This is a genomic window from Cupriavidus sp. WKF15 (assembly GCF_029278605.1).
Taxonomy (GTDB): Bacteria; Pseudomonadota; Gammaproteobacteria; order Burkholderiales; family Burkholderiaceae; genus Cupriavidus.
The window spans coordinates 1224550-1246908 of sequence record NZ_CP119573.1 but is presented as its reverse complement, the minus strand read 5'-3'; the positions used below and the strand labels follow the sequence as shown (position 1 = coordinate 1246908).

Annotated in this window: 25 protein-coding genes and 1 pseudogene; 19 read left to right on the top strand and 7 right to left on the bottom strand. The window is 61.8% G+C overall.

The features are described 5' to 3' along the window. Nucleotides 1-40 precede the first annotated feature (40 nt). Nucleotides 41-328 (top strand): GYD domain-containing protein, encoded by a 288-nt coding sequence (locus CupriaWKF_RS23065; RefSeq protein ID WP_276103050.1) that lies wholly within the window; start codon nt 41-43, stop codon nt 326-328. A gap of 342 nt (nt 329-670) precedes the next feature. Here CupriaWKF_RS23065 and CupriaWKF_RS23060 read toward each other — a convergent pair whose 3' ends face one another. Then, a complete protein-coding gene (locus CupriaWKF_RS23060; RefSeq protein WP_276103177.1) occupies nt 671-1978 on the bottom strand; it encodes a cobyrinate a,c-diamide synthase in 1308 nt (435 codons plus the stop codon). Nucleotides 1979-2198: 220 nt separating this feature from the next. Here CupriaWKF_RS23060 and CupriaWKF_RS23055 point away from each other — a divergent pair, with 220 nt between their 5' ends. Further along, the gene (locus tag CupriaWKF_RS23055; protein ID WP_276103049.1) at nt 2199-2648 is read left to right on the top strand and encodes a DUF1772 domain-containing protein; all 450 of its coding nucleotides are present in this window, start codon (nt 2199-2201) and stop codon (nt 2646-2648) included. Nucleotides 2649-2763: 115 nt separating this feature from the next. Further along, nucleotides 2764-2964 (top strand): DUF2905 domain-containing protein, encoded by a 201-nt coding sequence (locus CupriaWKF_RS23050; RefSeq protein ID WP_276103175.1) that lies wholly within the window; start codon nt 2764-2766, stop codon nt 2962-2964. Here CupriaWKF_RS23050 and CupriaWKF_RS23045 read toward each other — a convergent pair. Beyond that, nucleotides 2903-4057 (bottom strand): MBL fold metallo-hydrolase, encoded by a 1155-nt coding sequence (locus tag CupriaWKF_RS23045; protein ID WP_276103174.1) that lies wholly within the window; start codon nt 4055-4057, stop codon nt 2903-2905. The genes CupriaWKF_RS23050 and CupriaWKF_RS23045 overlap by 62 nt on opposite strands. Between CupriaWKF_RS23045 and CupriaWKF_RS23040 the strand changes: the two genes are divergently transcribed. From CupriaWKF_RS23040 to CupriaWKF_RS23030, 3 genes are all read left to right on the top strand, one after another. Further along, nucleotides 4056-4187, top strand: coding sequence for a hypothetical protein (locus tag CupriaWKF_RS23040; protein ID WP_276103365.1), 132 nt, complete (start codon nt 4056-4058; stop codon nt 4185-4187). The two genes, CupriaWKF_RS23045 and CupriaWKF_RS23040, sit on opposite strands and share 2 nt — an antisense overlap. Nucleotides 4188-4308: 121 nt before the next feature. After that, the gene (locus CupriaWKF_RS23035; RefSeq protein ID WP_276103048.1) at nt 4309-4551 is read left to right on the top strand and encodes a hypothetical protein; all 243 of its coding nucleotides are present in this window, start codon (nt 4309-4311) and stop codon (nt 4549-4551) included. Nucleotides 4552-4768: 217 nt separating this feature from the next. Continuing rightward, nucleotides 4769-5974: a hypothetical protein gene (locus CupriaWKF_RS23030; RefSeq protein WP_276103047.1), complete on the top strand. Its 1206-nt coding sequence runs from the start codon at nt 4769-4771 to the stop codon at nt 5972-5974. A 144-nt stretch (nt 5975-6118) separates the two neighbouring features. On the opposite strand, the gene CupriaWKF_RS23025 is transcribed toward CupriaWKF_RS23030, so the two are convergent. Further along, nucleotides 6119-6340: a hypothetical protein gene (locus tag CupriaWKF_RS23025; RefSeq protein WP_042875902.1), complete on the bottom strand. Its 222-nt coding sequence runs from the start codon at nt 6338-6340 to the stop codon at nt 6119-6121. Nucleotides 6341-6684: 344 nt separating this feature from the next. On the opposite strand from CupriaWKF_RS23025, the gene CupriaWKF_RS23020 reads away from it, so the two are divergent. Further along, on the top strand, nt 6685-7479 hold the full coding sequence (locus CupriaWKF_RS23020; RefSeq protein WP_276103046.1) for an SDR family oxidoreductase: 795 nt from the start codon (nt 6685-6687) through the stop codon (nt 7477-7479). 579 nt (nt 7480-8058) lie between these two features. Here CupriaWKF_RS23020 and acnB read toward each other — a convergent pair. Beyond that, complete coding sequence (gene acnB / locus CupriaWKF_RS23015) at nt 8059-10650, bottom strand: bifunctional aconitate hydratase 2/2-methylisocitrate dehydratase (RefSeq protein WP_276103045.1); 2592 nt, start codon at nt 10648-10650, stop codon at nt 8059-8061. A 451-nt stretch (nt 10651-11101) separates the two neighbouring features. Between acnB and fliL the strand changes: the two genes are divergently transcribed. The 7 genes from fliL to fliR all read left to right on the top strand — a co-directional run bounded on the left by fliL (nt 11102) and on the right by fliR (nt 15558). Continuing rightward, nucleotides 11102-11596: a flagellar basal body-associated protein FliL gene (fliL, locus tag CupriaWKF_RS23010; RefSeq protein WP_276103044.1), complete on the top strand. Its 495-nt coding sequence runs from the start codon at nt 11102-11104 to the stop codon at nt 11594-11596. A gap of 155 nt (nt 11597-11751) precedes the next feature. Further along, nucleotides 11752-12765, top strand: coding sequence for a flagellar motor switch protein FliM (fliM, locus tag CupriaWKF_RS23005; RefSeq protein WP_276103043.1), 1014 nt, complete (start codon nt 11752-11754; stop codon nt 12763-12765). Further along, on the top strand, nt 12758-13186 hold the full coding sequence (gene fliN / locus CupriaWKF_RS23000; protein ID WP_276103042.1) for a flagellar motor switch protein FliN: 429 nt from the start codon (nt 12758-12760) through the stop codon (nt 13184-13186). Before fliM ends, fliN begins: the two co-directional genes overlap by 8 nt. After that, nucleotides 13183-13632: a flagellar biosynthetic protein FliO gene (fliO, locus tag CupriaWKF_RS22995; RefSeq protein ID WP_276103041.1), complete on the top strand. Its 450-nt coding sequence runs from the start codon at nt 13183-13185 to the stop codon at nt 13630-13632. Before fliN ends, fliO begins: the two co-directional genes overlap by 4 nt. Continuing rightward, on the top strand, nt 13629-14426 hold the full coding sequence (fliP, locus tag CupriaWKF_RS22990; protein ID WP_276103040.1) for a flagellar type III secretion system pore protein FliP: 798 nt from the start codon (nt 13629-13631) through the stop codon (nt 14424-14426). The genes fliO and fliP overlap by 4 nt, the downstream gene beginning before the upstream one ends. Before the next feature lie 22 nt (nt 14427-14448). Next, the gene (gene fliQ, locus CupriaWKF_RS22985; protein WP_276103039.1) at nt 14449-14718 is read left to right on the top strand and encodes a flagellar biosynthesis protein FliQ; all 270 of its coding nucleotides are present in this window, start codon (nt 14449-14451) and stop codon (nt 14716-14718) included. A 54-nt stretch (nt 14719-14772) separates the two neighbouring features. Beyond that, on the top strand, nt 14773-15558 hold the full coding sequence (fliR, locus tag CupriaWKF_RS22980) for a flagellar biosynthetic protein FliR (RefSeq protein ID WP_276103037.1): 786 nt from the start codon (nt 14773-14775) through the stop codon (nt 15556-15558). Nucleotides 15559-15615: 57 nt separating this feature from the next. On the opposite strand, the gene CupriaWKF_RS22975 is transcribed toward fliR, so the two are convergent. From CupriaWKF_RS22975 to CupriaWKF_RS22965, 3 genes and pseudogenes are all read right to left on the bottom strand, one after another. Continuing rightward, nucleotides 15616-16011, bottom strand: coding sequence for a hypothetical protein (locus CupriaWKF_RS22975; protein WP_276103036.1), 396 nt, complete (start codon nt 16009-16011; stop codon nt 15616-15618). Between the two features lie 117 nt (nt 16012-16128). Further along, a pseudogene (locus CupriaWKF_RS22970) lies at nt 16129-17115 on the bottom strand (RtcB family protein); the annotation flags it as partial. Between the two features lie 450 nt (nt 17116-17565). After that, nucleotides 17566-17817: a helix-turn-helix transcriptional regulator gene (locus CupriaWKF_RS22965; RefSeq protein WP_276103035.1), complete on the bottom strand. Its 252-nt coding sequence runs from the start codon at nt 17815-17817 to the stop codon at nt 17566-17568. Nucleotides 17818-18105: 288 nt separating this feature from the next. Between CupriaWKF_RS22965 and CupriaWKF_RS22960 the strand changes: the two genes are divergently transcribed. The 5 genes from CupriaWKF_RS22960 (at nt 18106) to CupriaWKF_RS22940 (ending at nt 21857) form a co-directional block, all read left to right on the top strand. Continuing rightward, nucleotides 18106-18594, top strand: a complete 489-nt coding sequence (locus CupriaWKF_RS22960) for a hypothetical protein (RefSeq protein ID WP_276103033.1) — start codon at nt 18106-18108, stop codon at nt 18592-18594. Beyond that, on the top strand, nt 18587-19132 hold the full coding sequence (locus CupriaWKF_RS22955) for an HAD domain-containing protein (protein WP_276103032.1): 546 nt from the start codon (nt 18587-18589) through the stop codon (nt 19130-19132). Before CupriaWKF_RS22960 ends, CupriaWKF_RS22955 begins: the two co-directional genes overlap by 8 nt. A gap of 492 nt (nt 19133-19624) precedes the next feature. Continuing rightward, nucleotides 19625-19942 carry a hypothetical protein gene (locus tag CupriaWKF_RS22950; protein WP_276103031.1) on the top strand — a complete coding sequence of 106 codons (318 nt, stop codon included), beginning with the start codon at nt 19625-19627 and terminating at the stop codon, nt 19940-19942. Nucleotides 19943-20192: 250 nt separating this feature from the next. Further along, nucleotides 20193-20552: a hypothetical protein gene (locus CupriaWKF_RS22945; RefSeq protein WP_276103030.1), complete on the top strand. Its 360-nt coding sequence runs from the start codon at nt 20193-20195 to the stop codon at nt 20550-20552. Nucleotides 20553-21611: 1059 nt separating this feature from the next. Continuing rightward, complete coding sequence (locus tag CupriaWKF_RS22940; protein ID WP_276103029.1) at nt 21612-21857, top strand: AbrB/MazE/SpoVT family DNA-binding domain-containing protein; 246 nt, start codon at nt 21612-21614, stop codon at nt 21855-21857. Nucleotides 21858-22359: the final 502 nt, after the last annotated feature.

Genomic DNA, 22359 nt, shown 5'->3' with positions numbered 1-22359 from the left:
AGCCGAGTGGCAGCACAAATTGAATCGACGGAGACATGCCATGGCTACATACGTCATCCTCAGTCGTCTCTCCCCTGACGCGTTCAAGGATCCCGGGGAACTCAAGCAACTCGCCGCCACGGTGGCCGAGAAGATCAAGGCCGAATGCCCTGCCGTCACATGGAAGGACAGCTATCTCACACTCGGGCGCTTCGACGTTCTGGATGTTGTCGAGTCGAACGATCTGAAACAGCTCGAGCGGGCGGCGTTGATCATCCGCGGCTATGGGCACGCCGCAACCGAAACGCTGCAAGCCACACCGTGGGGCGAGTTCATCGCGGCGCTGTAATGGAGATCGATGGATAGGCCCGAGACAATGAAGTTCGCGAGGTTGTTGTTACGTCTCACCGCCGCTTGCCTATCGAATTGGCAGTGATCGCAGGAGCCACCATCATCCAGGTTCGCTTTATCTACTTTCCGGAGAAAATTGCAATTGGGGGCTCGCCACGGGCGCACTTCGCGCCTGGCCAACAACCGAGGCGTTCCGGGGCCTCGTGGCAGAGCCTCCCGGAACGGCGTGCGGCATGGTAATCGAACTCGCCACTTCGGGACGGTTTGTTGGCAACGCCTGCGTACCCGAGAACGAAATCGGCCCTTCGAAACGCTCGCGAGCGTGATCGACGATGTAGTACTAGACACGGCCTGACACCTGCATCGGGGTTGTCAGTACTGCCGCTATCGCGCGCGGGTTGGACGGGAAGTAGAGGTGCACGTAGGATGCGGTCAGCGTGCCCTCGCGATAGACCGCCTCGCCCCGCACCGTGTCCGGGAGATCCTCCCGCGGCGACGTGGCGTAGTCGAGCGGCACCAGCGGCGATTCCGTCTTCGAGTAGTGGAAGGTGTGCCCTCGCAACTCTCCTTCCGGCAGTTTCACGGCCTGATGCCCTATCGCTGCCAGGCGGCCCTGCATAAGTACCGTGCCCGGCAGCAGCCCGGCCATGGCATGTGCCGAGCCGCCCTTGTCGACAAGGGTATCGAACAGCGCCATCATGCCGCCACACTCGGCAAGAATCGGCAGTCCAGCACGATGCGCATCTCGCAATGCGGTGCGCATCGCATGATTGGAGGCGAGTTGGGCCGCATGCAGTTCTGGATAGCCACCAGGCAGCCACAGGGCATCGCAGGCCGGCAGGCATGTATCGGCCAGCGGCGAGAAGAAAGCGAGCTGTGCGCCCATGGCGCGGAGTGTCTCGAGATTGGCCGGATAGATAAAGCGGAACGCAGCGTCCCGCGCGATCGCGATAGTCTTGCCAGCAAGCAACGGCGCCGGCGGGATGGCGGCTGCGGCATTGGTCATGGCCATTGGCTCGGGCAGGCGTGCCACCGGCAGCGGCGCCAGCAGGTCCGCGATCCGGTCCAGGCGTGCGGGCAAATCCGGCAACTCGTCGGCACTGAGCAAGCCGAGATGCCGTTCCGGCAGCGATACCGACGGATCTGTTGGCAGGGCGCCCATCCAGCGAATGCCGGTGGGCAGGCTCGCCTCCAGCATCCCTGCGTGGCGCGCCGAGCCGACACCGTTGGCGAGCACATCCATTTGCAGCGGTGCCCCGCCGTAATTGGCCAGCCCGTATGACAGCGCGCCAAAGGTCTGTGCCATGGCTCCGGCCTGGATCACACTCAGCACCGGCAGGCCGAAGCGGCGCGCCAAGTCAGCGCTGCTCGGCGAGCCATCGTGCAGTCCCATCACGCCTTCGACCAGGATCAGGTCTGCTTCGCACGCAGCGCTGGCCAGGCGGGCGCTTGCATCGTCGGCGCCAGTCATCCAGAGATCGATGGTATGGACCGGTGCACCACTGGCGGCTTCCAGGATCGCCGGATCGAGAAAATCGGGGCCCGTCTTGAAGATGCGTACTTTGCGGCCCTGCCGGCTATGCAGGCGGGCCAGCCCCGCGGTGACGGTGGTCTTGCCCTGGCCCGAAGCGGGCGCTGCGATCAACAGGGCCGGAACACGCAAGGTGGTGGGTAAGGTGTCGGGCAAGGTGTTGGAGGAGGGAGTCGGGCGTACCGGCATTGAAGCAGGATGAGGCGAAGCAAGGCGCCCCGTATGTGCACGCGGCGCGTCTGGCAGATTATAGCTATGGCGGCGACAGCGCCTCCTGCCCTGTGGGCACTGCTTGAGTTCTTCACCATAATTGGAGGTAGGTTTCACGGAGGATGTGATGAGCCACACATTGCAGATGATTGCCGCATTCGCTGCGATGCTCTTCGCCGGGGCGGCCTTGTATGTCAATGTGGCTGAGCATCCCGCCAGAATGGCGCTTGAAACAAGGTCTGCGGCGCAGCAGTGGGCGCCCAGCTACAAGCGCGCCACGCTTATGCAGGCGCCATTGGCACTGCTCAGCTTGCCGAGCGGAGCGACGGCATGGCTTTTGGGTGCCAATATCTTGTGGCTTGCTGCCGCGCTGCTGATTGGATCTGTCATGCCGTATACATTGCTCGTCGTCATGCCCGTCAATCACAGGATTCCTGAACCGGATCGCGATCTGTCGTCGGTGGAGACACGGGAACTCCTGCAGAAATGGGCCAGACTGCATGGAGTGCGCACGGCATTGAGTCTTTTCGCGTCCGTCATCGACGTGTGGCAACTGGGTGGAAATGGAGTCACATGAACTGAAACGGCTGTCTGCCCTCGCCCTCTGGCGAGAATCTTTCTCTGTCGTCCCGATCCAATCGCTCAAGGGCACGACATTACGCTCAAAAGGATCTCACCTCTGCCAACTGGGCATGCAACGCATACTGATCACTCTCGGTTGCCTGCTGATTGTCGCGGGAGTCGCCTGGCCATGGCTGTCCAGACTGCCCTTCGGTCGTCTGCCCGGAGATATCCATATCGTCCGCGACGGCTTCAGCTTCTACTTCCCAATCACCACTTGCATCGTGATTTCGCTGTTGCTGTCGTTCCTGATCTGGATGCTTCGCCGGTAGCGGCGAGCCTTGTGGCGCCCTTGAGACGCCCCGGTGTGCCGATGGCCATTATGTCGTTCGGTTCGGCAGGCGCGGTCCGAAGCACATCCCCGGCCCACGCAGCCCGTACTTCGGCTGCCAGCTCCGCGGCGCGGCCCTCATAGCGTGGCGAGAAATGAAAGGGGGTCACCGCGTGGGCACCTGTGCAGCGCGCGATCCGGCCGGCCTGGGCCGCGGTCAAATGGTTCTTGCGCAATCCGTGAGCGCTGTCCTGGTCCAGGAACACGCTCTCGATGAACAGTTCGTCGACTCCCTGCATGAGCTGCGACAAGGCTTGCACGTTCGCGTCCGAATAACACAGGTCGGTCACGTAGCCGATACGCCGGCCAGGTTCGACGTCAAGGATCAGCCGGCTCAGCTCGCCAACCTGTCGCGTTGTCACGTGATCGCCCCCGCGGTCGCGCCATTGCACAAGAATCGGCGCATCGTCGGGCGCACCAGTGAGGACGGCGTGCTTCAGTTCGCGCAGCCAGGCTCCTGTCGTCAGGCCTGACGCGACCAACCGCTCCTTGTTGATACCGGGCCGTGCCTTTTCTTCCACCAGGTAGGCCAGGCAAGGCGTTCCATGATCAACGAAGCAGGCGCGCACCCGGAAGGTCGACTCCTCGTGGACGACGTCGCCAGTACTTCCCGTCAGCACCTCACCCTGTTTCGCGAAACCGTGCCGGCTGGAAAAGCAGGCGCTGCGCCGCTGCCAGTCCAAGCCGAATTCGGCCGCTTCAATCGTCAGATCGACCGCGTAGCGATGAACCACATTCCACGTATAGCCGTGCAGCTTGTGCTCGACCTGCGCGAGGAATCCCGGCCCGCCGTACAGCACGATACGGTCCTTGCGCCCGAGCAGCACACGCAGCAGGTGATCGAAGCCGGAAAAATGATCCATGTGCGCATGCGTGACGAACACATGTGACAGCCGCATCAGCTCGCGCGGCATCAGCCCGGTGATGTCACCCAGGTCGAACAGCATCGCGCGCCGTTCGTCCAGGAAGTCCACGAACAGTCCGGGATCGCCAAAGTCATCATTGACGAGGCGGGCTTCGAGCAAGTGACGCATGATGTCCACGATGCCAGGGCAATGCCCGGCCGGGCGGGCGCTGTTCGAACTCAACATCGACATCCTATGCGCCAATTCCAGCCCCGCCAAGGTCCGTGTCGAGCGCGTGAATTGCACGCGCGACGACTGACCCACAGGATCATCTCTACCGGAGACTTTGGTGGCATTACGATTTGTTGCACTGAACAATGCGTTCTCATCTGCACCTCCGTACAATCGGCGGAACCCAAAACAGTTCGAGGAGGAAATACATGACCCGAGTGCAATGGATGGTGGCGGCGACAATGAGCCTGTTGTGCGCGGCATCGGTATCAGCCTATGCCAAGGGCGGCAATGCAGGCGGCAGTTCGGCCACGCATATCAGCAATCAGGGTATGGCCAACACCAATGGCCCCGATGCCGCAGACCGCGACAAGGGCCAGGCCCGTTCGGCAGATCGAGCACATCAGCACGGCAAATCGGGGCAGCACGCGCACGCGGGCAAGCAGAAATAGAAAGCTAGCGCCCGAATGAAGAAAGGCCGGTCGTTATTGACCGGCCTTTTTTCGTTTGGATCTTGCTTTTTGATTGCTCCTGGTTTCCCGGTTAGACCCCTTGCGGCATCGAAGAAGCCCGCCGGCGGCTCGTCGCAGCCATTCGAGCGGCGGTTGGACTACGCTGAAAACACATCGGAGCGGTTCGCATCAGCAATTTGCAATGCAAGGAGCCAATATGATTGATGCACGTAGGGGCAGACCTATTACTACTGGCCGTCCAGAAGCTGCAGAACAGTATCAACTCGCAGTGGATCGCATCCTCGGTTCCGAGGCGGGCGCCGCGGAAGCCCTCGATCAGGCTTTGGCGCTGGACAGCAATCTCGCCCTGGCACTGGCTGCGCGCCACATGCTTGCTAAAGACTCCGGCGCAGCAGACGCCGATCGCTTCAAAGAGCGTGCGCTACTGGCAGCACAAGCTGCGCTGCCCTGGGAGCGTGCGCATATCTCCGCGCTGTTTGCCCTGCTTGAAGACCCTTACACCAATCTTGCGGCCACCGAGGCCTACATCGCCGCCAATCCCAGTGACCTGCTAGTCATCTCGCAACTTTGTGGTTATCTGATTTTCTATGGCGGTGCGCGCAAGCTTGAGCGCGTTCTCAATATCATGGAGTCGGTCGATCCCAGTTTGCATGATGATTGGGCCTGGCTCGCTCGCCTGGGGTTCGCGGCCAGCGAGGCGGGTGATCGCACCCGCGGTCGTGCACTGGTCGAGCGAGCACTGCGGCAGCGTCCACAGGCTGTCTATGTTATCCATAGCTATGCGCATGTACTGCACGACCAGGGTAAGCCAGGAGAGTCATTGAAATTGCTGAACAACTGGCTGGATGAACATCGCCCATCGGCGGAGGGCGGCGCTATGTTTGGTCACGTGCAGTGGCACCTGGCCCTGGCGGAGTGGCAACTGGGGCTAACCGGGCAGGCATGGCAGCGCTACGAGCGTTACTCTGCACCAGAGACAACTCGCTGTGGTCCGGTGCTGACTCTGGCCGATTGTGGCGGATTTTTGTTTCGCGAATACCTGCGCACAGGAACTACACGTCCGATTTCAGCCGCGGTTTCCGCCCTGTCCGAGCGCTTCAACCCGATGCTGTCGCATCCGTTTATCGCGCTGCATCTTGCTGGAATTCAGGCATCGGCGGGCGATATTGCTGCGCTTGAGCAAAGCAAGGCGGCTATCGCGGAGAAGGAACCCAGCGACCAGACGCGGCTCTCTCTCAGGCTGTTTGATGCTGTCAGCCAGTTCGCCAGAGGGCAGTACGCCGAGGCAGCCGATACCTTGAAGACGATATCTGCAGGTCAACGCGTAAGCGTCGGTGGAAGTCGTGTTGAGCGCATACTCATCGATCTGCTTGAAACAAGAGCCATTGAGCTCGCTGCCTAGTTCACAGTTTCCCTGTTTGCAACTCCACGCCTGATGGCAGGACGCTGCGGCCTGGCAACGCGTTGATTTTCACGACGGCCCTCCGTCTGCGTTCCGCCAGGACCGGCCGGTCAATTTTTTGGCTCTGGCCCTCGCACCATTACTTCACTTCTCGTCGGGGCTTTTGTATGGCTGACGTTTGCCAAACACTTGGGCGACCAACGGCACTGTGGTGATAACCCCTACAGCGAGCAGCGTCCAGCCGATGGCACGGCGTTGTTCCGGATTCATTCTGTCGCTGAGCAACAGTGCGAGGCCCGCAGCGCCCGCCGCCCGTGTTCCGGCAATCAACCCAATTTCCGGAATGGTCAGTGATACCTGTTTCATCTGTGCCTCCTGGCAGGTTGGACAGATTCGAAGCATTTTGCGGCTTTAACACGGCCACTGCCGAAACCAGCCCAGCACTCACCGCCTATCGAAGTTAGCGTCTTTCCTGGACGTTCATTGAGTATGTACGCCCTCGCACAAAACATGGAATCTTGTTGGCCGAGATTCTTGGCGACAGCCCGCGGACGCGAAGCGAGGCCGGCCGTTCGCCGGCGGCACCTCTCGTGCACTATAAATATCAGACATAGGCGGGGCGTTCCCTCCAGGCTCGGAATGCCGGCCATCGCCCTGTCCGGATTGCTGCTGTCGGCATGGCAGGATACAAGCTACTGCGGGAGAGCGACATGTCCGAGACAAGCAGAGTCATCCTGGTCACTGGGGCTACCGGTGGCATCGGGAGCGCCGTCTGCGCAAGACTGGCGCAAGCAGGGAATTCGCTGATTCTCGCCGCGCGCGACATTGCCAAGCTGCAAGCCGCCTGCGCAAGGCTCAAAGGGCCTGGCGAGCAGTCATTCCGCTGGATCTCTGTCGACATGTCCAGCGATGCCTCTGTCCTATCGTTTTCGCGTGAGCTTGCAGCGAAAGGGACCGTCCTGGACGGCGTGGTACTGATGCCACCCCAGATGCGGCCCACCGAGGAATGCCAGCCTCCACCGGACACGTGGCGCCAGCTGTTTCAGAGCCACTTTATCGGCCCCCTTGAACTTCTCAAGAGCGCGATCTCCATCATGCAGCCGGAACCCTCCCAGGGACGCCGGGCGAAAATTGTCATCATTTCCGCCATCACCTCGGTGCAAGCGCTTGGAAACTACGCGACCAGCAACGTCCTGCGCTGTGCATGGCTGGCTCAGGCCAAGACGCTGGCATTCGCGTTGGGCGAGAGAGGGATTCACGTCAATACCCTCTCTCTCGGCGGCACGCTTACCCCGGACTATGTGGCGTCGATCGGCCAGCGCGCCACCCGGGCCGGCATGACCTTCGATGAGCGAGTGGCCACGGAAACGTCGAACATTCCCTTGCGCAAGTATGGAAGCCCGGATGAGGTGGCTCTGGCGGTCGAAGTCCTGTTATCCCCCTTCTCCGACCACATCACCGGCGTGAACCTGCTGCATGATGGGGGATTCACAAGAGCCTATTGAGCGCTGCACCAGCCAAGCAACCTCCCTTCCTGGCAACGGACTCGAATACACCAATCGGGGTATACAAAAATGGTGTTGTACGAGACCTACGGCTGGTTAGCGAGGGCTTCGACACCGTTGACTTGCGGGAGGCCCGCGCCTTGCTCGTCAAACTCGGGAAGCAGTGAGTCTATCGCCCGCGGGCCAGCTCTTGTCGGACCTTGTCATTGCCATCCCTAGCCGGGAACGGCAACCCGTTCATCCTGCTGGTGGGCTCGTGCTACAAGGTAGCGCCCACCCCGGAAACGAGCGGCCTGTGCTCGGACCGTTCCAGGCGGATAACTCGCCCGATATAAACGACTTGGGAGGTAGAACCGGTGCGTCGTCACATTAGGACATTCGCGCCATGACGGGACTCTGGGACGGCCCTCAGCCGTTGAGTCCAGGCGTCCCTCGGATCCGGCATCGCGGAATCGCAAAACAATCGGGCCTGTGCACGGATTGCCGCACCAATGAGAAAAGCCCCGACGTGATGACATCGGGGCTTTTTGGTCTGGCCCATTGCGGCGGTCTACTACTAGACCGCCGCCGCCGCGAACCTTACAGGGTCACGCCATCGGCAACTTCCTTGAAGTCCTCGATCTGATCGAAGTTCATGTACTTGTAAATCTTGTCGCCATTCTGGTTGATGACGCCAATATCGGCCATGTACTCGTCCTTGCTCGGGATGCGGCCCAGGCGCGAGCAGATCGCGGCCAGTTCGGCCGAGCCCAGGTACACGTTGGTGTTCTTGCCCAGGCGGTTCGGGAAGTTGCGGGTCGAGGTCGACATCACCGTCGCGCCTTCGCGCACCTGTGCCTGGTTACCCATGCACAGCGAGCAGCCCGGCATTTCGGTACGCGCGCCGGCCGTGCCGAACACGCCGTAGTGGCCTTCCTCGGTCAGCTGCTTCTGGTCCATCTTGGTCGGCGGAGCGACCCACAGCTTGACCGGGATGTCGCGCTTGCCTTCCAGCAGCTTGGAGGCTGCGCGGAAGTGGCCGATGTTGGTCATGCACGAACCGATGAACACTTCGTCGATCTTGGCGCCAGCAACTTCCGACAGCGTCTTCACGTCGTCCGGGTCGTTCGGGCAGGCCACGATCGGCTCGTGCACGTCGGCCAGGTCGATCTCGATCACGGCGGCGTACTCGGCGTCGGCGTCCGGCGCCAGCAGTTCCGGCTTGGCCAGCCAGGCTTGCATGGCCTCGATGCGGCGCTGCAGGCTGCGCGGATCCTGGTAGCCCTGGGCGATCATCCACTTCAGCAGCGTGATGTTGCTGTTGATGTATTCGATGATCGGTTCCTTGTTCAGGCGCACCGTGCAACCGGCGGCCGAACGCTCGGCGGAGGCATCCGACAGTTCGAACGCTTGCTCGACCTTCAGGTCGGGCAGGCCTTCGATTTCCAGCACGCGGCCCGAGAAGATGTTCTTCTTGCCTTGCTTGGCCACGGTCAGCAGGCCTTGCTTGATCGCGTACAGCGGAATCGCGTTGACCAGGTCACGCAGGGTCACGCCCGGCTGCATCTTGCCCTTGAAGCGGACCAGTACCGATTCCGGCATGTCCAGCGGCATCACGCCGGTGGCGGCGGCAAAGGCGACCAGGCCCGAACCGGCCGGGAAGCTGATGCCGATCGGGAAGCGGGTGTGCGAGTCGCCGCCGGTGCCGACGGTGTCGGGCAGCAGCATGCGGTTCAGCCACGAGTGGATCACGCCGTCACCCGGGCGCAGCGAGATGCCGCCACGGGTGCTGATGAACTCGGGCAGCGTGTGGTGGGTCTTCACGTCGACCGGCTTCGGATAGGCGGCGGTGTGGCAGAACGACTGCATCACCAGGTCGGCCGAGAAGCCCAGGCAGGCCAGGTCCTTCAGCTCGTCGCGCGTCATCGGGCCGGTGGTGTCCTGCGAGCCCACCGAGGTCATCTTCGGTTCGCAATAGGTGCCCGGGCGGATGCCCTTGCCTTCCGGCAGGCCGCAGGCACGGCCGACCATCTTCTGGGCCAGCGTGTAGCCCTTGCCGGTATCAGCCGGGTTCTGCGGCAGGCGGAACAGCGTCGACGGGGCCAGGCCCAGCGCTTCGCGCGCCTTGGCGGTCAGGCCACGGCCGACGATCAGCGGAATGCGGCCGCCGGCGCGGACTTCGTCGAACAGCACGTCGGACTTGACCTTGAACTCGGCGATTACGGCGCCGTTCTTCAGGGCCTTGCCTTCGTACGGGCGCAGCTCGACCACGTCGCCCATTTCCATCTTCGACACGTCCAGCTCGATCGGCAGCGCGCCGGCGTCCTCCATGGTGTTGTAGAAGATCGGGGCAATCTTGCTGCCCAGGCACACGCCACCGAAACGCTTGTTCGGGATGAAGGGGATGTCTTCACCGGTGAACCACAGCACCGAGTTGGTGGCCGACTTGCGCGAAGAGCCGGTACCGACCACGTCGCCCACGTAGGCGACCAGGTTGCCCTTGTCCTTCAGCGATTCGATGAACTTGACCGGGCCGCGCTTGCCGTCTTCTTCCGGCTGGAACGCCGCGCCTTCGCGCTTGTTCTTCAGCATGGCCAGCGCGTGCATCGGGATATCCGGGCGCGTGGTGGCGTCCGGGGCCGGCGACAGGTCGTCGGTGTTGGTTTCGCCCGGCACCTTGAACACGGTGATGGTCAGGCTTTGCGGGACTTCCGGACGGCTCGTGAACCACTCGGCGTCGGCCCAGCTCTGCAGCACGGCCTTGGCGTTGGCGTTGCCTTTGTCCGCCTTTTCCTTCACGTCATGGAAGGCGTCGAACATCAGCAGGGTCTTCTTCAGCGCGTCAGCGGCGACGGTGCCGACTTCGGCGTCGTCCAGCAGCTCGATCAGCGGCGAGATGTTGTAGCCGCCCAGCATGGTGCCCAGCAGCTCGGTGGCCTTGGCGCGGCTGATCAGCACGCACTTTTCCTTGCCCAGCGCGACGGCGGCCAGGTACGAGGCCTTGACCTTGGCGGCGTCATCCACGCCGGCCGGCACGCGGTTGGTAATCAGTTCAACCAGGGTCTGCTCTTCACCGGCGGGCGGGTTCTTCAGCAGCTCGATCAGCTCGGCCGTCTGCTTTGCAGTCAGGGGCAGCGGGGGGATGCCAAGCGCGGCGCGTTCGGCGACATGGGCGCGATAGTTTTCAAGCATGGGAACCTGCTGAGTAATTGGTTGTAGAAATTCCGTGACGTCGCGATTGTAGTCCGAAGCACCGGCTCGGTCAAATGTCTTATATCTTATATAAGAGTAAAAATACAAAATTGCTTTTACAACAAGCACTTAGCAACAATGAATCACACCGACCCGCATGATCGACTACCCGACTAGTGTAGTAGGGATTGGCAGCGATGCCAGGCATGCGAGCGCCGCCGCGATCCCATCAGGGACGACGGCAGCACCGGATTCCTTGTGCCGGTAACTCAAGTTCGGCGACCACGGCGCGTTAACCATGCAGCAGGCGCGCACCACACGCCCGCTGGCGCAGCCATGCCTGCTCCCTTTCTGCTCAAACGGCCAAGCTGAAAGGGTTTCCCCCTTTTTTTCGGCCCTTTGCTGGCCTGCGATTCCGCAAGAATGGCAGGCATTCCGACACAGGCTTCTCATGGCGAACACGGCTTCTCCTTCCCAGATTGGCGGCAACGCAAGCAAGCGCGGCCGCATGCTGCTGATCGGCGGCGGCGTGCTGGTCCTGGTTCTGGGCGCCGGAGGCTTCGTGCTGGGCAGCATCCTGGGCAACCGGCAACCGGCGGCACCCGCCGCACCGGCCGCGCCCGTGATCCCGCCGCCCATCTTCGTGCCGCTGGACGCTTTCACCGTCAACCTCAAGGGCGAAGATGGCGACCGCTTCCTGCATACCGGCCTGTCGCTGAAGGTTGCCGACGCCGAGACGCAGGCGCGCATGACGCAGTACCTGCCCGAGGCCCGCAGCCGCATCCTGTTGCTGTTGTCGGCACGGCAACCGGCAGAGCTCTCCACCGTGGATGGCAAGCGCAAGCTGGCCGACGACATCCGCAATGCGATCAACCAGCCGTTCGCGGCCGGGCTGCCGCCGCAACGCGTGCTGGACGTGTTGTTCACCTCTTTCGTGGTGCAGTAAGCACTTGCCCTGCCCCGACAGCCAACCCGATATGAGACTGCCATCCGGATTCCAGCGCCGCCATCCGCGCACCTGCACGCCGGCAGGCCGCCGTGCGCGCTGACGCGGACATGGACAGTTCGACTTACACCGCAGCATAAGGGGCAGGACATCAAATGGCCTATGACAAGTTCCTCTCGCAGGACGAGGTAGACGAGCTGCTCAAGGGCGTTTCCGGCGAAGCCGACACGCCCAAGGCGAGCGAGCCCGCCGCGGTCGACGAGGATGGGGTTCGCCCGTACAACCTGGCCACGCAGGAACGCGTCATCCGCGGACGCCTGCACACGCTCGAGATCATCAACGAGCGCTTTGCACGTTCGCTGCGCACGGCGCTGTTCAACTTCATCCGCCGCGGCGCCGACATTACCGTGGGCAGCGTGCGCATCGAGAAGTTCGGCGATTTCGCGCGCAACCTGCCGATGCCGACCAACCTGAACCTGGTCCACCTGAAGCCGCTGCGCGGCACGGCCCTGTTCGTGTACGACCCGAACCTGGTGTTCCTGGTGGTCGACAACCTGTTCGGCGGCGACGGCCGCTTCCACACCCGCGTGGAAGGCCGCGACTTCACCCAGACCGAGCAGCGCATCATCCAGCGCATGCTGGAGATGACGCTGAGCAGCTACGGCAATGCCTGGCGCACCGTGCATCCGATCGAGACCGAGTACATCCGCTCGGAGATGCACACCAAGTTTGCAAACGTCGCCACGGCCAATGAGGCCGTGATCACCACCGCCTTCCACATCGAACTCGGCGCCGTGGGCGGGCAGCTCCATGTCTGCCTGCCCTACGCCATGATCGAGCCGCTCAAGGACCTGCTGATGAATCCGCTGCAGGACGAGAAGGAGGTCGACAAGAGCTGGCTCGCGAAGCTGTCGCAACAGCTGCGCGCCGCGGATGTGGAAGTCGTGGCCGAGTTCACGCAAGTGCAGAGCACCGTGGCGGAAGTGCTGGCGCTGCGCGCCGGCGACGTGCTGCCGATCGAGCTGCCGGAGCACGTGTTCGGCAAGGTGAACGGCGTGCCCGTCATGCAATGCGGCTTTGGCACGATGAATGGCCAGTACGCGCTGCGGGTAGAGCGAATGATCAATCACCAAGACAGCGATTCCAACAAGGAAACCGATCATGACTGACGGCATCGAGGACAAGCCGGTCGATCCGATGGACGACTGGGCCAGCGCACTGGCTGAACAGACCAGCGCCACTGCGGCCGAAGCCCCGGCACCGGCCGCCACCCCGGCCGCCGCCACCGTCTTCCCGCCGCTGGCCAAGGAAGCACCGAGCGGCTTCCACAACGATATCGAGATGATCCTCGATATCCCGGTACAGCTCACGGTCGAGCTGGGCCGCACCAAGGTGCCCATCAAGAACCTGCTGCAGCTGGCGCAGGGATCGGTGGTGGAACTGGACGGGCTGGCCGGCGAGCCAATGGACGTGCTGGTCAACGGCTACCTGATCGCGCAGGGCGAGGTGGTGGTGGTGAACGACAAGTTCGGCATCCGCCTGACGGACATCATCACGCCGTCCGAACGCATCCGCAAACTCAACAAATGAACGCCGCCGCCCGCCTGCGGCGTGCCGTCCTGCCGTTCGCGGCGATCGGCGCGCCGTGCCTGGCGCGTGCTGCCGAAGGCGGCGGCGCCGCCGTCAGCAGCGCGGCCAGCCTCGCGCAGGCCGGGCTCGGATTGTTCGGCATCATCGCGCTGATCCTCGGGCTGGCCTGGGCGGCACGCCGTGCGGGCCTGGTCCGCCACGGGCCGCAGGGCATGATGAAGGTGATCGGCAGCACCATGCTCGGCGCCCGCCAGCGGCTGGTGCTGGTCGAAGTCGGCGACACCTGGCTGGTGCTCGGCGTCAGCGCGGGCGAGATCCGCACCTTGCACAGCATGCCGGCGGGACAGGCCGCGCCATCGGCCCCGTCCGGGCCCGGTGGCCAGAATTCCGGCGGCAGCTTTGCCGAAAAGCTGCTGCGCTCGATGCAGGAAAACTTCAAGTCATGAACATCCAGCGCGCCGCCACGTCGCGGCGCAAGACGCATCCTCACGCGGTGGCCGCGGGCGGCGCCCTGCTGCTGGCCGCGCTGGCGCTGGCCGTCATCCCTGCCCCCGTGCTCGCACAGGCACTGCCCGGCGTGACGAGCAAGCCCGGCCCCGGCGGCGGCCAGATCTGGTCGCTGTCGATCCAGACCCTGGTCCTGCTGACCTCGCTCAGCTTCCTGCCGGCGGCCATGCTGATGATGACGGGCTTCACCCGCATCATCATCGTGCTGGGCCTGCTGCGCAATGCGCTCGGCACGGCCTCGTCGCCGCCCAACCAGGTGCTGGTCGGCCTGTCGCTGTTCCTGACCTTCTTCGTGATGGGGCCGGTACTGGACCGGGTCTACAACGACGCCTACAAGCCCCTGTCCGAAAACAAGATCAGCCTCGAAACCGCGATGGCGAAGGCGGCCGAGCCGCTCAAGGGCTTCATGCTCAAGCAGACCCGCGAGAAGGACCTGGCCATGTTCGCGCAGATGGCCAAGGCACCGGAGATGCAGGGCCCCGAAGAGGTGCCGATGAGCATCCTGGTGCCGGCCTTCGTCACCAGCGAGCTCAAGACCGCGTTCCAGATCGGCTTTACCATCTTCATCCCGTTTCTGATCATCGACCTGGTCGTCGCCAGCGTGCTGATGGCCATGGGCATGATGATGGTGCCGCCGGCCACCCTCTCGCTGCCGTTCAAGCTGATGCTGTTCGTGCTGGTGGATGGCTGGCAGCTGCTGCTGGGCTCACTGGCGCAGAGCTTCATGAACTGACCCGCACAGACCGACCCTGGCCATGACTCCGGAAACCGTAATGACCATCGCGACCCACGCGATGAAGATGACGCTGATGCTGGCGGCGCCGCCGCTGCTGGTGGCCCTTGCCGCCGGCCTGGTGGTGAGCCTGTTCCAGGCCGCCACGCAGATCAACGAAATGACCCTGACCTTCATCCCGAAGCTGGTCGCGCTGTTCATCACGCTAGTGCTGGCCGGCCCGTGGATGGTCAACACCATGGTCGACTACATGCGCGAAATACTCCAGGGCATTCCCGCCCTGGCGCACTGACGCCGCAACCGCCTACCGCCTTCCCCTCGTTTTCGCCGCAACCAGCGCCCTGCCGTGATCGAAGTCACCAACGCGCAGCTCTATGGCTGGATCGCGGCCTTCCTCTGGCCGCTGTTCCGGCTGCTGGCGCTGATCGGCACCGCACCGCTGTTCGGGGAATCGACCATCCCGCGCCGCGTCAAGATCGGGCTCGCCGCGCTCATCGCGATGGTGGTCTCGCCCACCCTGCCCAACCTGCCGGTGGTGCCGGTCTATTCGTGGGAAGGGCTGATCATCATCCTCAACGAGGTCGGCATCGGCCTGGCCACGGGTTTTACCATGCGGCTCGTGTTCGCCGTGGTGCAGCAGGCTGGTGAAATCATCGGGCTCCAGATGGGCTTGGGCTTCGCGTCCCTCTTCGACCGTTCCGCGGGCGGGCAGACCATGGTGCTGTCGCGCTTCCTGAACATCATCGCCATGCTGCTGTTCCTGGCGCTGGACGGGCACCTGCTGATGCTGGGCACGCTGGTCGACAGCTTCCAGGGCCTGCCCATCGGCGCCACGCCGGTGGCTGCCGAAGGCTGGCACGCCGTGGCGCGCGCCGGCGGCATGGTGTTCTCGTCCGGGCTGCTGCTGGCGCTGCCGATGATTGCCGCGCTGCTGACCCTGAACCTGGCCATGGGCATTCTCAACCGCGCTTCGCCGCAACTGTCGGTCTTCGCGGTGGGTTTTCCGGTCACGCTTTCCGGCGGCCTGCTGGTGCTGTCGCTGGTGATGCCGCAGATGGGCAGCTACATGCAGCACATGCTGGAGTCGGGCCTGGCGGCGATCGGCACGGTGCTGGCGCAGTTCGCGCGCTGAAGCCGCGCGAACTGCGCGCCCTTGCCGCTACCACACCCGCAGACGTGTCTTTCCTTGCTAGTTTGCAGGCTTGAGGGAAGCGCAATCCATGCCTCCCGATGAACCGGCAGCGCCAACGTTCTTCAGCGTCATTGTCAGCCGGCTGCCCTTCGCCTCCGTGATGGTGTGTCCGTAGGCCACGGTCGGCATGAACTGGACGTCTGGAGCCACTGCGATCTGGGGCGTCCTTGAACCGTCGACAGTCAGATCGAGCTCCACCGTGACCGAATCGATGGCGACTCCCCGGCCCTGCCCCCGCGCCTCGAGGTCTTTCCTGAACGCGCACAGGTTGTCTGTCACCTGTTGCAGGGCGGTGGGAATATCGACCGGCTTTCCCGGGGGGATGGGAGGTGTGTTGCATCCGGCCATCAGCAGCGATGCAAACATGATGGGCAGGGTGAGGAAGGCGCGCATCAGGATCCCCGGTTGGCCTGTATCCGACTGCCAATCTGCCGCCATCCCGCATAGCGTTCCGTGCGCTGCCGAACAGATTCTTGCCCGTGATGACCCGATCCGGGCCGCGCCCCCGCCTTACCCTTTCACGCACACGACCTGCCGCAGCGTGTGCACGATTTCCACGAGGTCGGACTGGGCCGCCATCACCGCATCGATGTCCTTGTAGGCCATCGGGATCTCGTCGATCACGGCGGCGTCCTTGCGACATTCCACGCCTTCGGTTGCGCGCACCTGGTCGGCCACGCTGAAGCGGCGCTTGGCCTCGGTACGGCTCATGGCACGGCCCGCACCGTGGCTGCATGAACAGAACGACTCGGGGTTGCCCTTGCCGCGCACGATGAACGAACGCGCGCCCATCGACCCCGGGATGATGCCCAGCTCGCCGGCGCGTGCGCTCACCGCGCCCTTGCGCGTGACCAGCACGTCCTGCCCGAAGTGGCGCTCCCTCTGCACGTAGTTGTGGTGGCAGTTCACCGCCTCGGCTTCCGTGCTGAACGGCTTGCCGATCACGCGGCGCGCGGCGGCCAGCACATTCGCCATCATCAGCTCGCGGTTGCGCCGCGCAAACTGCTGCGCCCACGCCACTGCGAACACGTAGTCGTCATAGTGTTCGGAGCCCTCCACCAGGTAGGCCAGGTCGCGATCGGGCAGATTGGCCAGGTGACGGCGCATGTCCTGCTGCGCCAGCGCGATAAATGTGGTGCCGATGGCATTGCCCACGCCGCGCGAGCCCGAATGCAGCATGAACCAGACGGCATCGGCCTCGTCGAGACAGACTTCGATGAAGTGGTTGCCGGTGCCGAGCGTGCCCAGGTGGATGCGGTTGTTGGTGCGTGCGAGTTGCGGATACTTGTCGGTGATGCGGCGGAAATCGGCCGCCAGGTCCGTCCAGACGTTGTCCACCTGTGCCGGAACGTTGCCCCAGGCCCCTTCGTCGCGCCGGCCACCCTGTCCGGTACGGCCATGCGGCACGGCGTGCTCGATCGCGCTGCGCAACGGACCCAGGTTGTCGGGCAGGTCGGACGCCCGCAGCGACGTGCGCACGGCCATCATGCCGCAACCACTCTTACTACATACCTCTGTTACCAATCTCCCGCCATATTGCTTCGCATTGAAGGGAGGATGCGTGCTTGTCGAGGGGCATTTCTCAAATTAAAAGCAATAATATATCACCAATTGTGATAATTATCACTTTTTATTGCTCGGTATGCTTCGCGGTTTATGCGCAACGCTCGAAGGTGGTCTGCCTCACGACCTAATCCTTGGGAATGCTTTTGGGAATGTCGGCGCACCTCCTGGGCAAAGGGGACACAACGGTGTCGCGGCGCGTCCCGCCCAGCACTCACCCGCTCTTGATTTGCTCGAACAACGCCCTCGACGAGACATCAGCCTGCCAGCAAGCTTTTCAAAGTGTGCCCGGGAAAAGTAGTTGCGCGAGACCATATTGCGAGAGACCGGCGTCCTCGCGAAGCCCCCAAGCACAACGGCGATTTGAAAACAGGGCTTCGCAGCCTATTTGGGGGGTTTCGTCAGACCTTCGGCGCTAAAGAGCATTGCAAGGTCGACACCCAAGAAATCCGCCAACCTGCAGGCGTTGTCAATCGTAATGTTGGTGATGCCTCGCTCCACCTGACTGACGTAGGACCTATGGAAGCCAGCCTTGATTGCAAGGTCCTCCTGAGATAGGCCGGCAGCAAGCCGAGCTGCTCGCAAATTTGCGGCGACTCTTAGCCGGCCGTAGCTCTTTTCTGCACTTTTTGACATCCGCGCAGAGTGGCTAAACTCGGCTTAAAAATCTACATGTGCAAACATCTACTGTGTATACATCTACTGTCTATACATCTACAATGCTCCGAGAGCCGTAGGTGTTCGGAAGGTGCTGTATGTCAGTCCGGATTCCTTTGACAGCAATAAGCCCGCTGATTTGTAAAGGCTTTTCGCTATCAAGTCGGCTCAGTCGTCAATCGCTCAAGGCGAGCGATGACGTTTTGTCTGGTCAGAGGTTTTCGATTTGGACGCCGTCTCCACACCATTTACAACTTCGCAGAAAACATGGCTCTACTGAATTGCCTTGACCTCCAAGGGGTGGACGGAAGCTTCGACATCATCCAGGCCGAACAGGAGTTTCAGCGCATACGGGCTGAGCACAGTCAAGGGCTCGACCTCCTTCAGGCTGGTCGTCACCTGGATACGGCGCTTAAGGCGTATGACGAGGTAGCATTAGGACTTGAAGATGCCGTCCGAATGAAGGCCGCAAAAGCAGTGGTGTTTCATTGCGCGGCTGCAGTTGCGTCCGCACTGTCGTTCCGGATTCCCAAAACCAAAGTGGATACTGGTCTGCTGGTCGCATTTCTAGGAAATTGGCTTGACTGGAATCGAGATGAACGGTCGGCGGCATTGAGCTTGTTGAACTATTGCGCCGATTCCGAAGCACCGGCGAGCGCAGCGTCGGCTGAGGTAAATGAGGCGATTGGATTTGCTGACGCAACGCTACGGCAAGTTCAGTGTTGGTTAGCTGAACAGCGAAAGCGCCATGAGTGATACGAAGGGGAACTCCAAATCGAGAGTTCGACGGCTCCGGCCCCCGGATGTGCTGTTTGTCGACTACGACAATTGCTTGCATCGCTGCGACGCCTACGTGTCGGAAGGGCACGTAGTGCCGAGCGAGCCAGGCGTTACCCTCTTTGAGTTCGCGGGCATTCTCGAGCAAGCACTGCAACCGTATCCCAATGTAAAAATTGTTATCAGTAGCGATTGGGTACATGTGCTTGGATTTGAGAGAGCACGCGACGCGCTACCGCCCGCTTTGCGCGCGCGGGTGATTGGAGCAACTCAACTCGACGTCGGCGACGAGCCCGGGTTCTCCGACCTCTCGCGCGGCGAGCAGATTCGTCGTTATGTCGTGAAACATCAGCTGACGGCTTGGGTCGCGATTGATGACAGACGTGACGGTTTCGAACCCTATCCCGAACAGCTCGTCCATTGTCAGCCTGGTGTCGGCCTTGAAGACAGCGTTGTGCAGAAGTTGCTGGCGCGCAGGCTGCGGCTGCTCTTCTACGTAGAGTGGGACTACGGATGAGCTGCAGGCGAGCGGCGACTCTACATTGCTTGACATGCTGTCTACGAAGCTCTCCGTGTTCACCCCTTTCGCTACACGGTGGCCAGTACAGAACCGAGCGGAAATATCATGAGCATTTGGCGCGCGAGGTCGATAGAAGACGTACCCGAAGTTCGCTTGACTGGCTGGCGAATTATGGAAACTAGTGACGGCTCACGCCATTTCGTAGGGGCCCGCCCAGAACGAGGTACATGTCGCGTCAGTTCCGTCATTGTTGAGCTTGACGTACCCAATCGCGTCGGCGTAACGCGCTCAGGGCGCACTTACTTTCTCGAAGGCCCACCAGGATGCTGGAATGACGAAGTCCGCGAGTACGTCTGGATTTCATGGTGCCAGGTCAATGGCGTAATCGACTTCCGAGACGTCACAGACGAGGCGATGGGAGACGGAGCCACTCCGACCGACTCGACTCTGATGTGAGCCGGCTGCAAGCAATGATGCCAGGAGAGCAGAATGGCGACCGAGATTTTCGCGTGGGGCTACACAGGTTGGCGCACTAAGCGCGCTGACGGGTTCGAATTGACCGGCTTCATTGACGGCAACGAATTCACTGTAGTCAGTGCAACGGCCGAGGAGGCTGAACGTCTGTTCTGCCGCGCAGCTCGGAGAGCTTGGTTACGTCGTACCGCGCGTGCTGCCATTGGATTGCCAGGTCGAATAACTCCGCGCGTTAGCTCAGCTGACACCTATTACGCCGTCTCGCTACCGTTGGTTGTTCGGGTCGCGACGAAAGAGCTCGGTCGCGCGATTTTCCGCTGGCTGCGGCGCTAGCGCCGGCGCAAGTGGTCCAGACCTTCTATCGCGGCAGCTTCGCGTGCTAACCACATTGGCAGCGCCTCTGAAATGCCGTCTTTTGAGCCGCGACACATGGCTGACGACATCATAGAACGGCCCACATCGATTTCCTCAACACGGCACTCGTGTGATGCACCCCTGTTGCATCTCAGCACTAACTCGCTCAATGCCACCGGTCAGTCTCTGCCGAGGAAGCCGGAATCACACCTCACTGCGGAGTACTGCTATGCCAACCTGGGATTACCACGACGAACCCACTGATGACGACGTCGTGCTCGTCTCCTGGTCGGTGATGGAGGTGAACGGCGATAACCAGCACTTCGTCGGACTTGCACTTCCTCACCGCGAGGGTCGGGTCAGCTCGAGCATCCTCTCGTTCGACGCCGAGCGGCGCGTCGGTGTGACACGTTCGGGACGCCGTTACCATCTGCACGGGCGGCCTGGAGGCAATGTCAACAGCGACTATGCGTGGAACAACTGGCGGACGCTGAACGGGGTCACGACCGTCCGGGATGTCACCCACGACTATCTCGCGCGGTTCTCCGCTGACCCTAGCGCTGGCGCCGACGCTCCCAAGGAATTGTAAGGCGCGCGCATGGCATGCTGACAGGTCTGGCGCATTGCCAATGCAGACCATGCTGAAGCGACTTCTCGTCAAGGCGAGAGACAAACTTATGCGATTCGCGGAATCGCAGGAAAATGTTGACAGAATTGCGATACGGCTCGTCTGGGTCGTTGGAGCCTTCGCGGTGGTAGTCGCTGTCGTCACTCTCGTTGCAGTCGCCGCAGGGTGACCGAGACGCACGGCATGCCGATACCGCCTAGCGGATAAAAATCGGTCCTATATTTGGGATGCAAACACATCCTGAATTCCTCGACATCGACGACCTTGCTGCTATGCTAGGCGTCACTCCTGCCACCATCCGCCGACGCTTATCCACCCGCCCGTGGATGCTACCAATGCCAGCCCATCTCGGCCCAAACTACCCTCTGCGTTGGCGACGTGCCGACGTCGTCCATTGGCAGCAGGAAAACACCGAGCCGATGGACTAGCTGACATCGGCTCACCGTATGGCTCCGCTTGGCTGGCCCAGCCTTCTAGGAGCCGAGCACGCAGCAATCTTGTGCCGAACTTCCCACCGCAAGCTATGCTGGCAAGAGGACCGGCGCTGGATATGAAAACGTATGTCATGCGACCAGAAACGGTACACGATTGTTGAGCTCGCCGAACTCGCTGAATCCGACGACCTAGAGCGTGTCCTTCAAGAGGCGGGGGCTCCCCCTGTTCAGCCGATGGGCAAGCGTAGGAAGTGGAGTGAGTTGAAGGGATTCGACAGAAGCACGTTCGACTACAAGGCCTATCTCGAATCTCTGAGGGCATAACTAGTCCATCGCGCCGCATCGGTCACAGGGCTGTACGATGTCCAAAAACAGACCACATCACCACGTCAATGTCCAAAAACAAAGCGGTTCATGGTTGGTAGGGGCGTCATTGTCCAAAAACGCCACATTTGGACGACCTCTCTCGTAACAACCACGCAGGTCCCGGCAGGTGCGGGCTCGCATTTCACATAGGCGATAGCGGCGACAAGGTCGTACGGGGTAACGCCGATGGGACTCCATGTATATCGAAGGAGGGGCCGTCATGATTCTGACATTCGTAAGATGGGGCCGGAGTCTGGCGCTGCGCATCCCTGCCGATTTTGCGCGCCAAATCGGCGTCGATGAGGGTGACTATGTACAGGCCAACCTGACTGTAGACGGCGGCATTTGCATTCGCAAAGTCAAATGGGACCGGCGCGCTTTCGCACGAGAACTTGAGACGATGCGCGAGGTGATGCCGATGACCCAAGCTGTCACAGAGGAGCTCCGGCGAGGCGCACGTTACTAACGTATCGGACTGATGGACGGCCTGCCATATTCTTCCCGAAGCTTCACTTGACTTCAGAGTAACCACTTGTAGCCAAGGACCGCCAGCCGGCGACCGGGGATGTCGAAATTCGCGCGCCTCCTGGCGCTGCATACAAATTCCAATCGCAGTCCTTTTTATCGGAGTGAGCACGACCCCATTTGTCACTGTCGGAGCTGGCCCTCAGCAAGGCCTCGTACCTGCCCCGCATACAAAGCCGTTGTCCAAAATTACGTCGTCTCACGGTCAGTGGCCGGTGTTCTGTCCAAAGACTGACCGCCATGGAGGATGTTCCGTCCAAAAATCACACGCTTCATGGTGGCTCCCTGCGCACTCTCACGGTTTGCTTGCCCAAGGTGTGTGGGCGAGGCTTCCAGCGCCGCGCGCTCAACAGCCCCCGATGAGACCCATCCAACAGTTGAGCAGTGAGCTTGTCCGCAAATATTCACAACTAGATTAGCGCCCAATGCTACTTAGCGAGAAC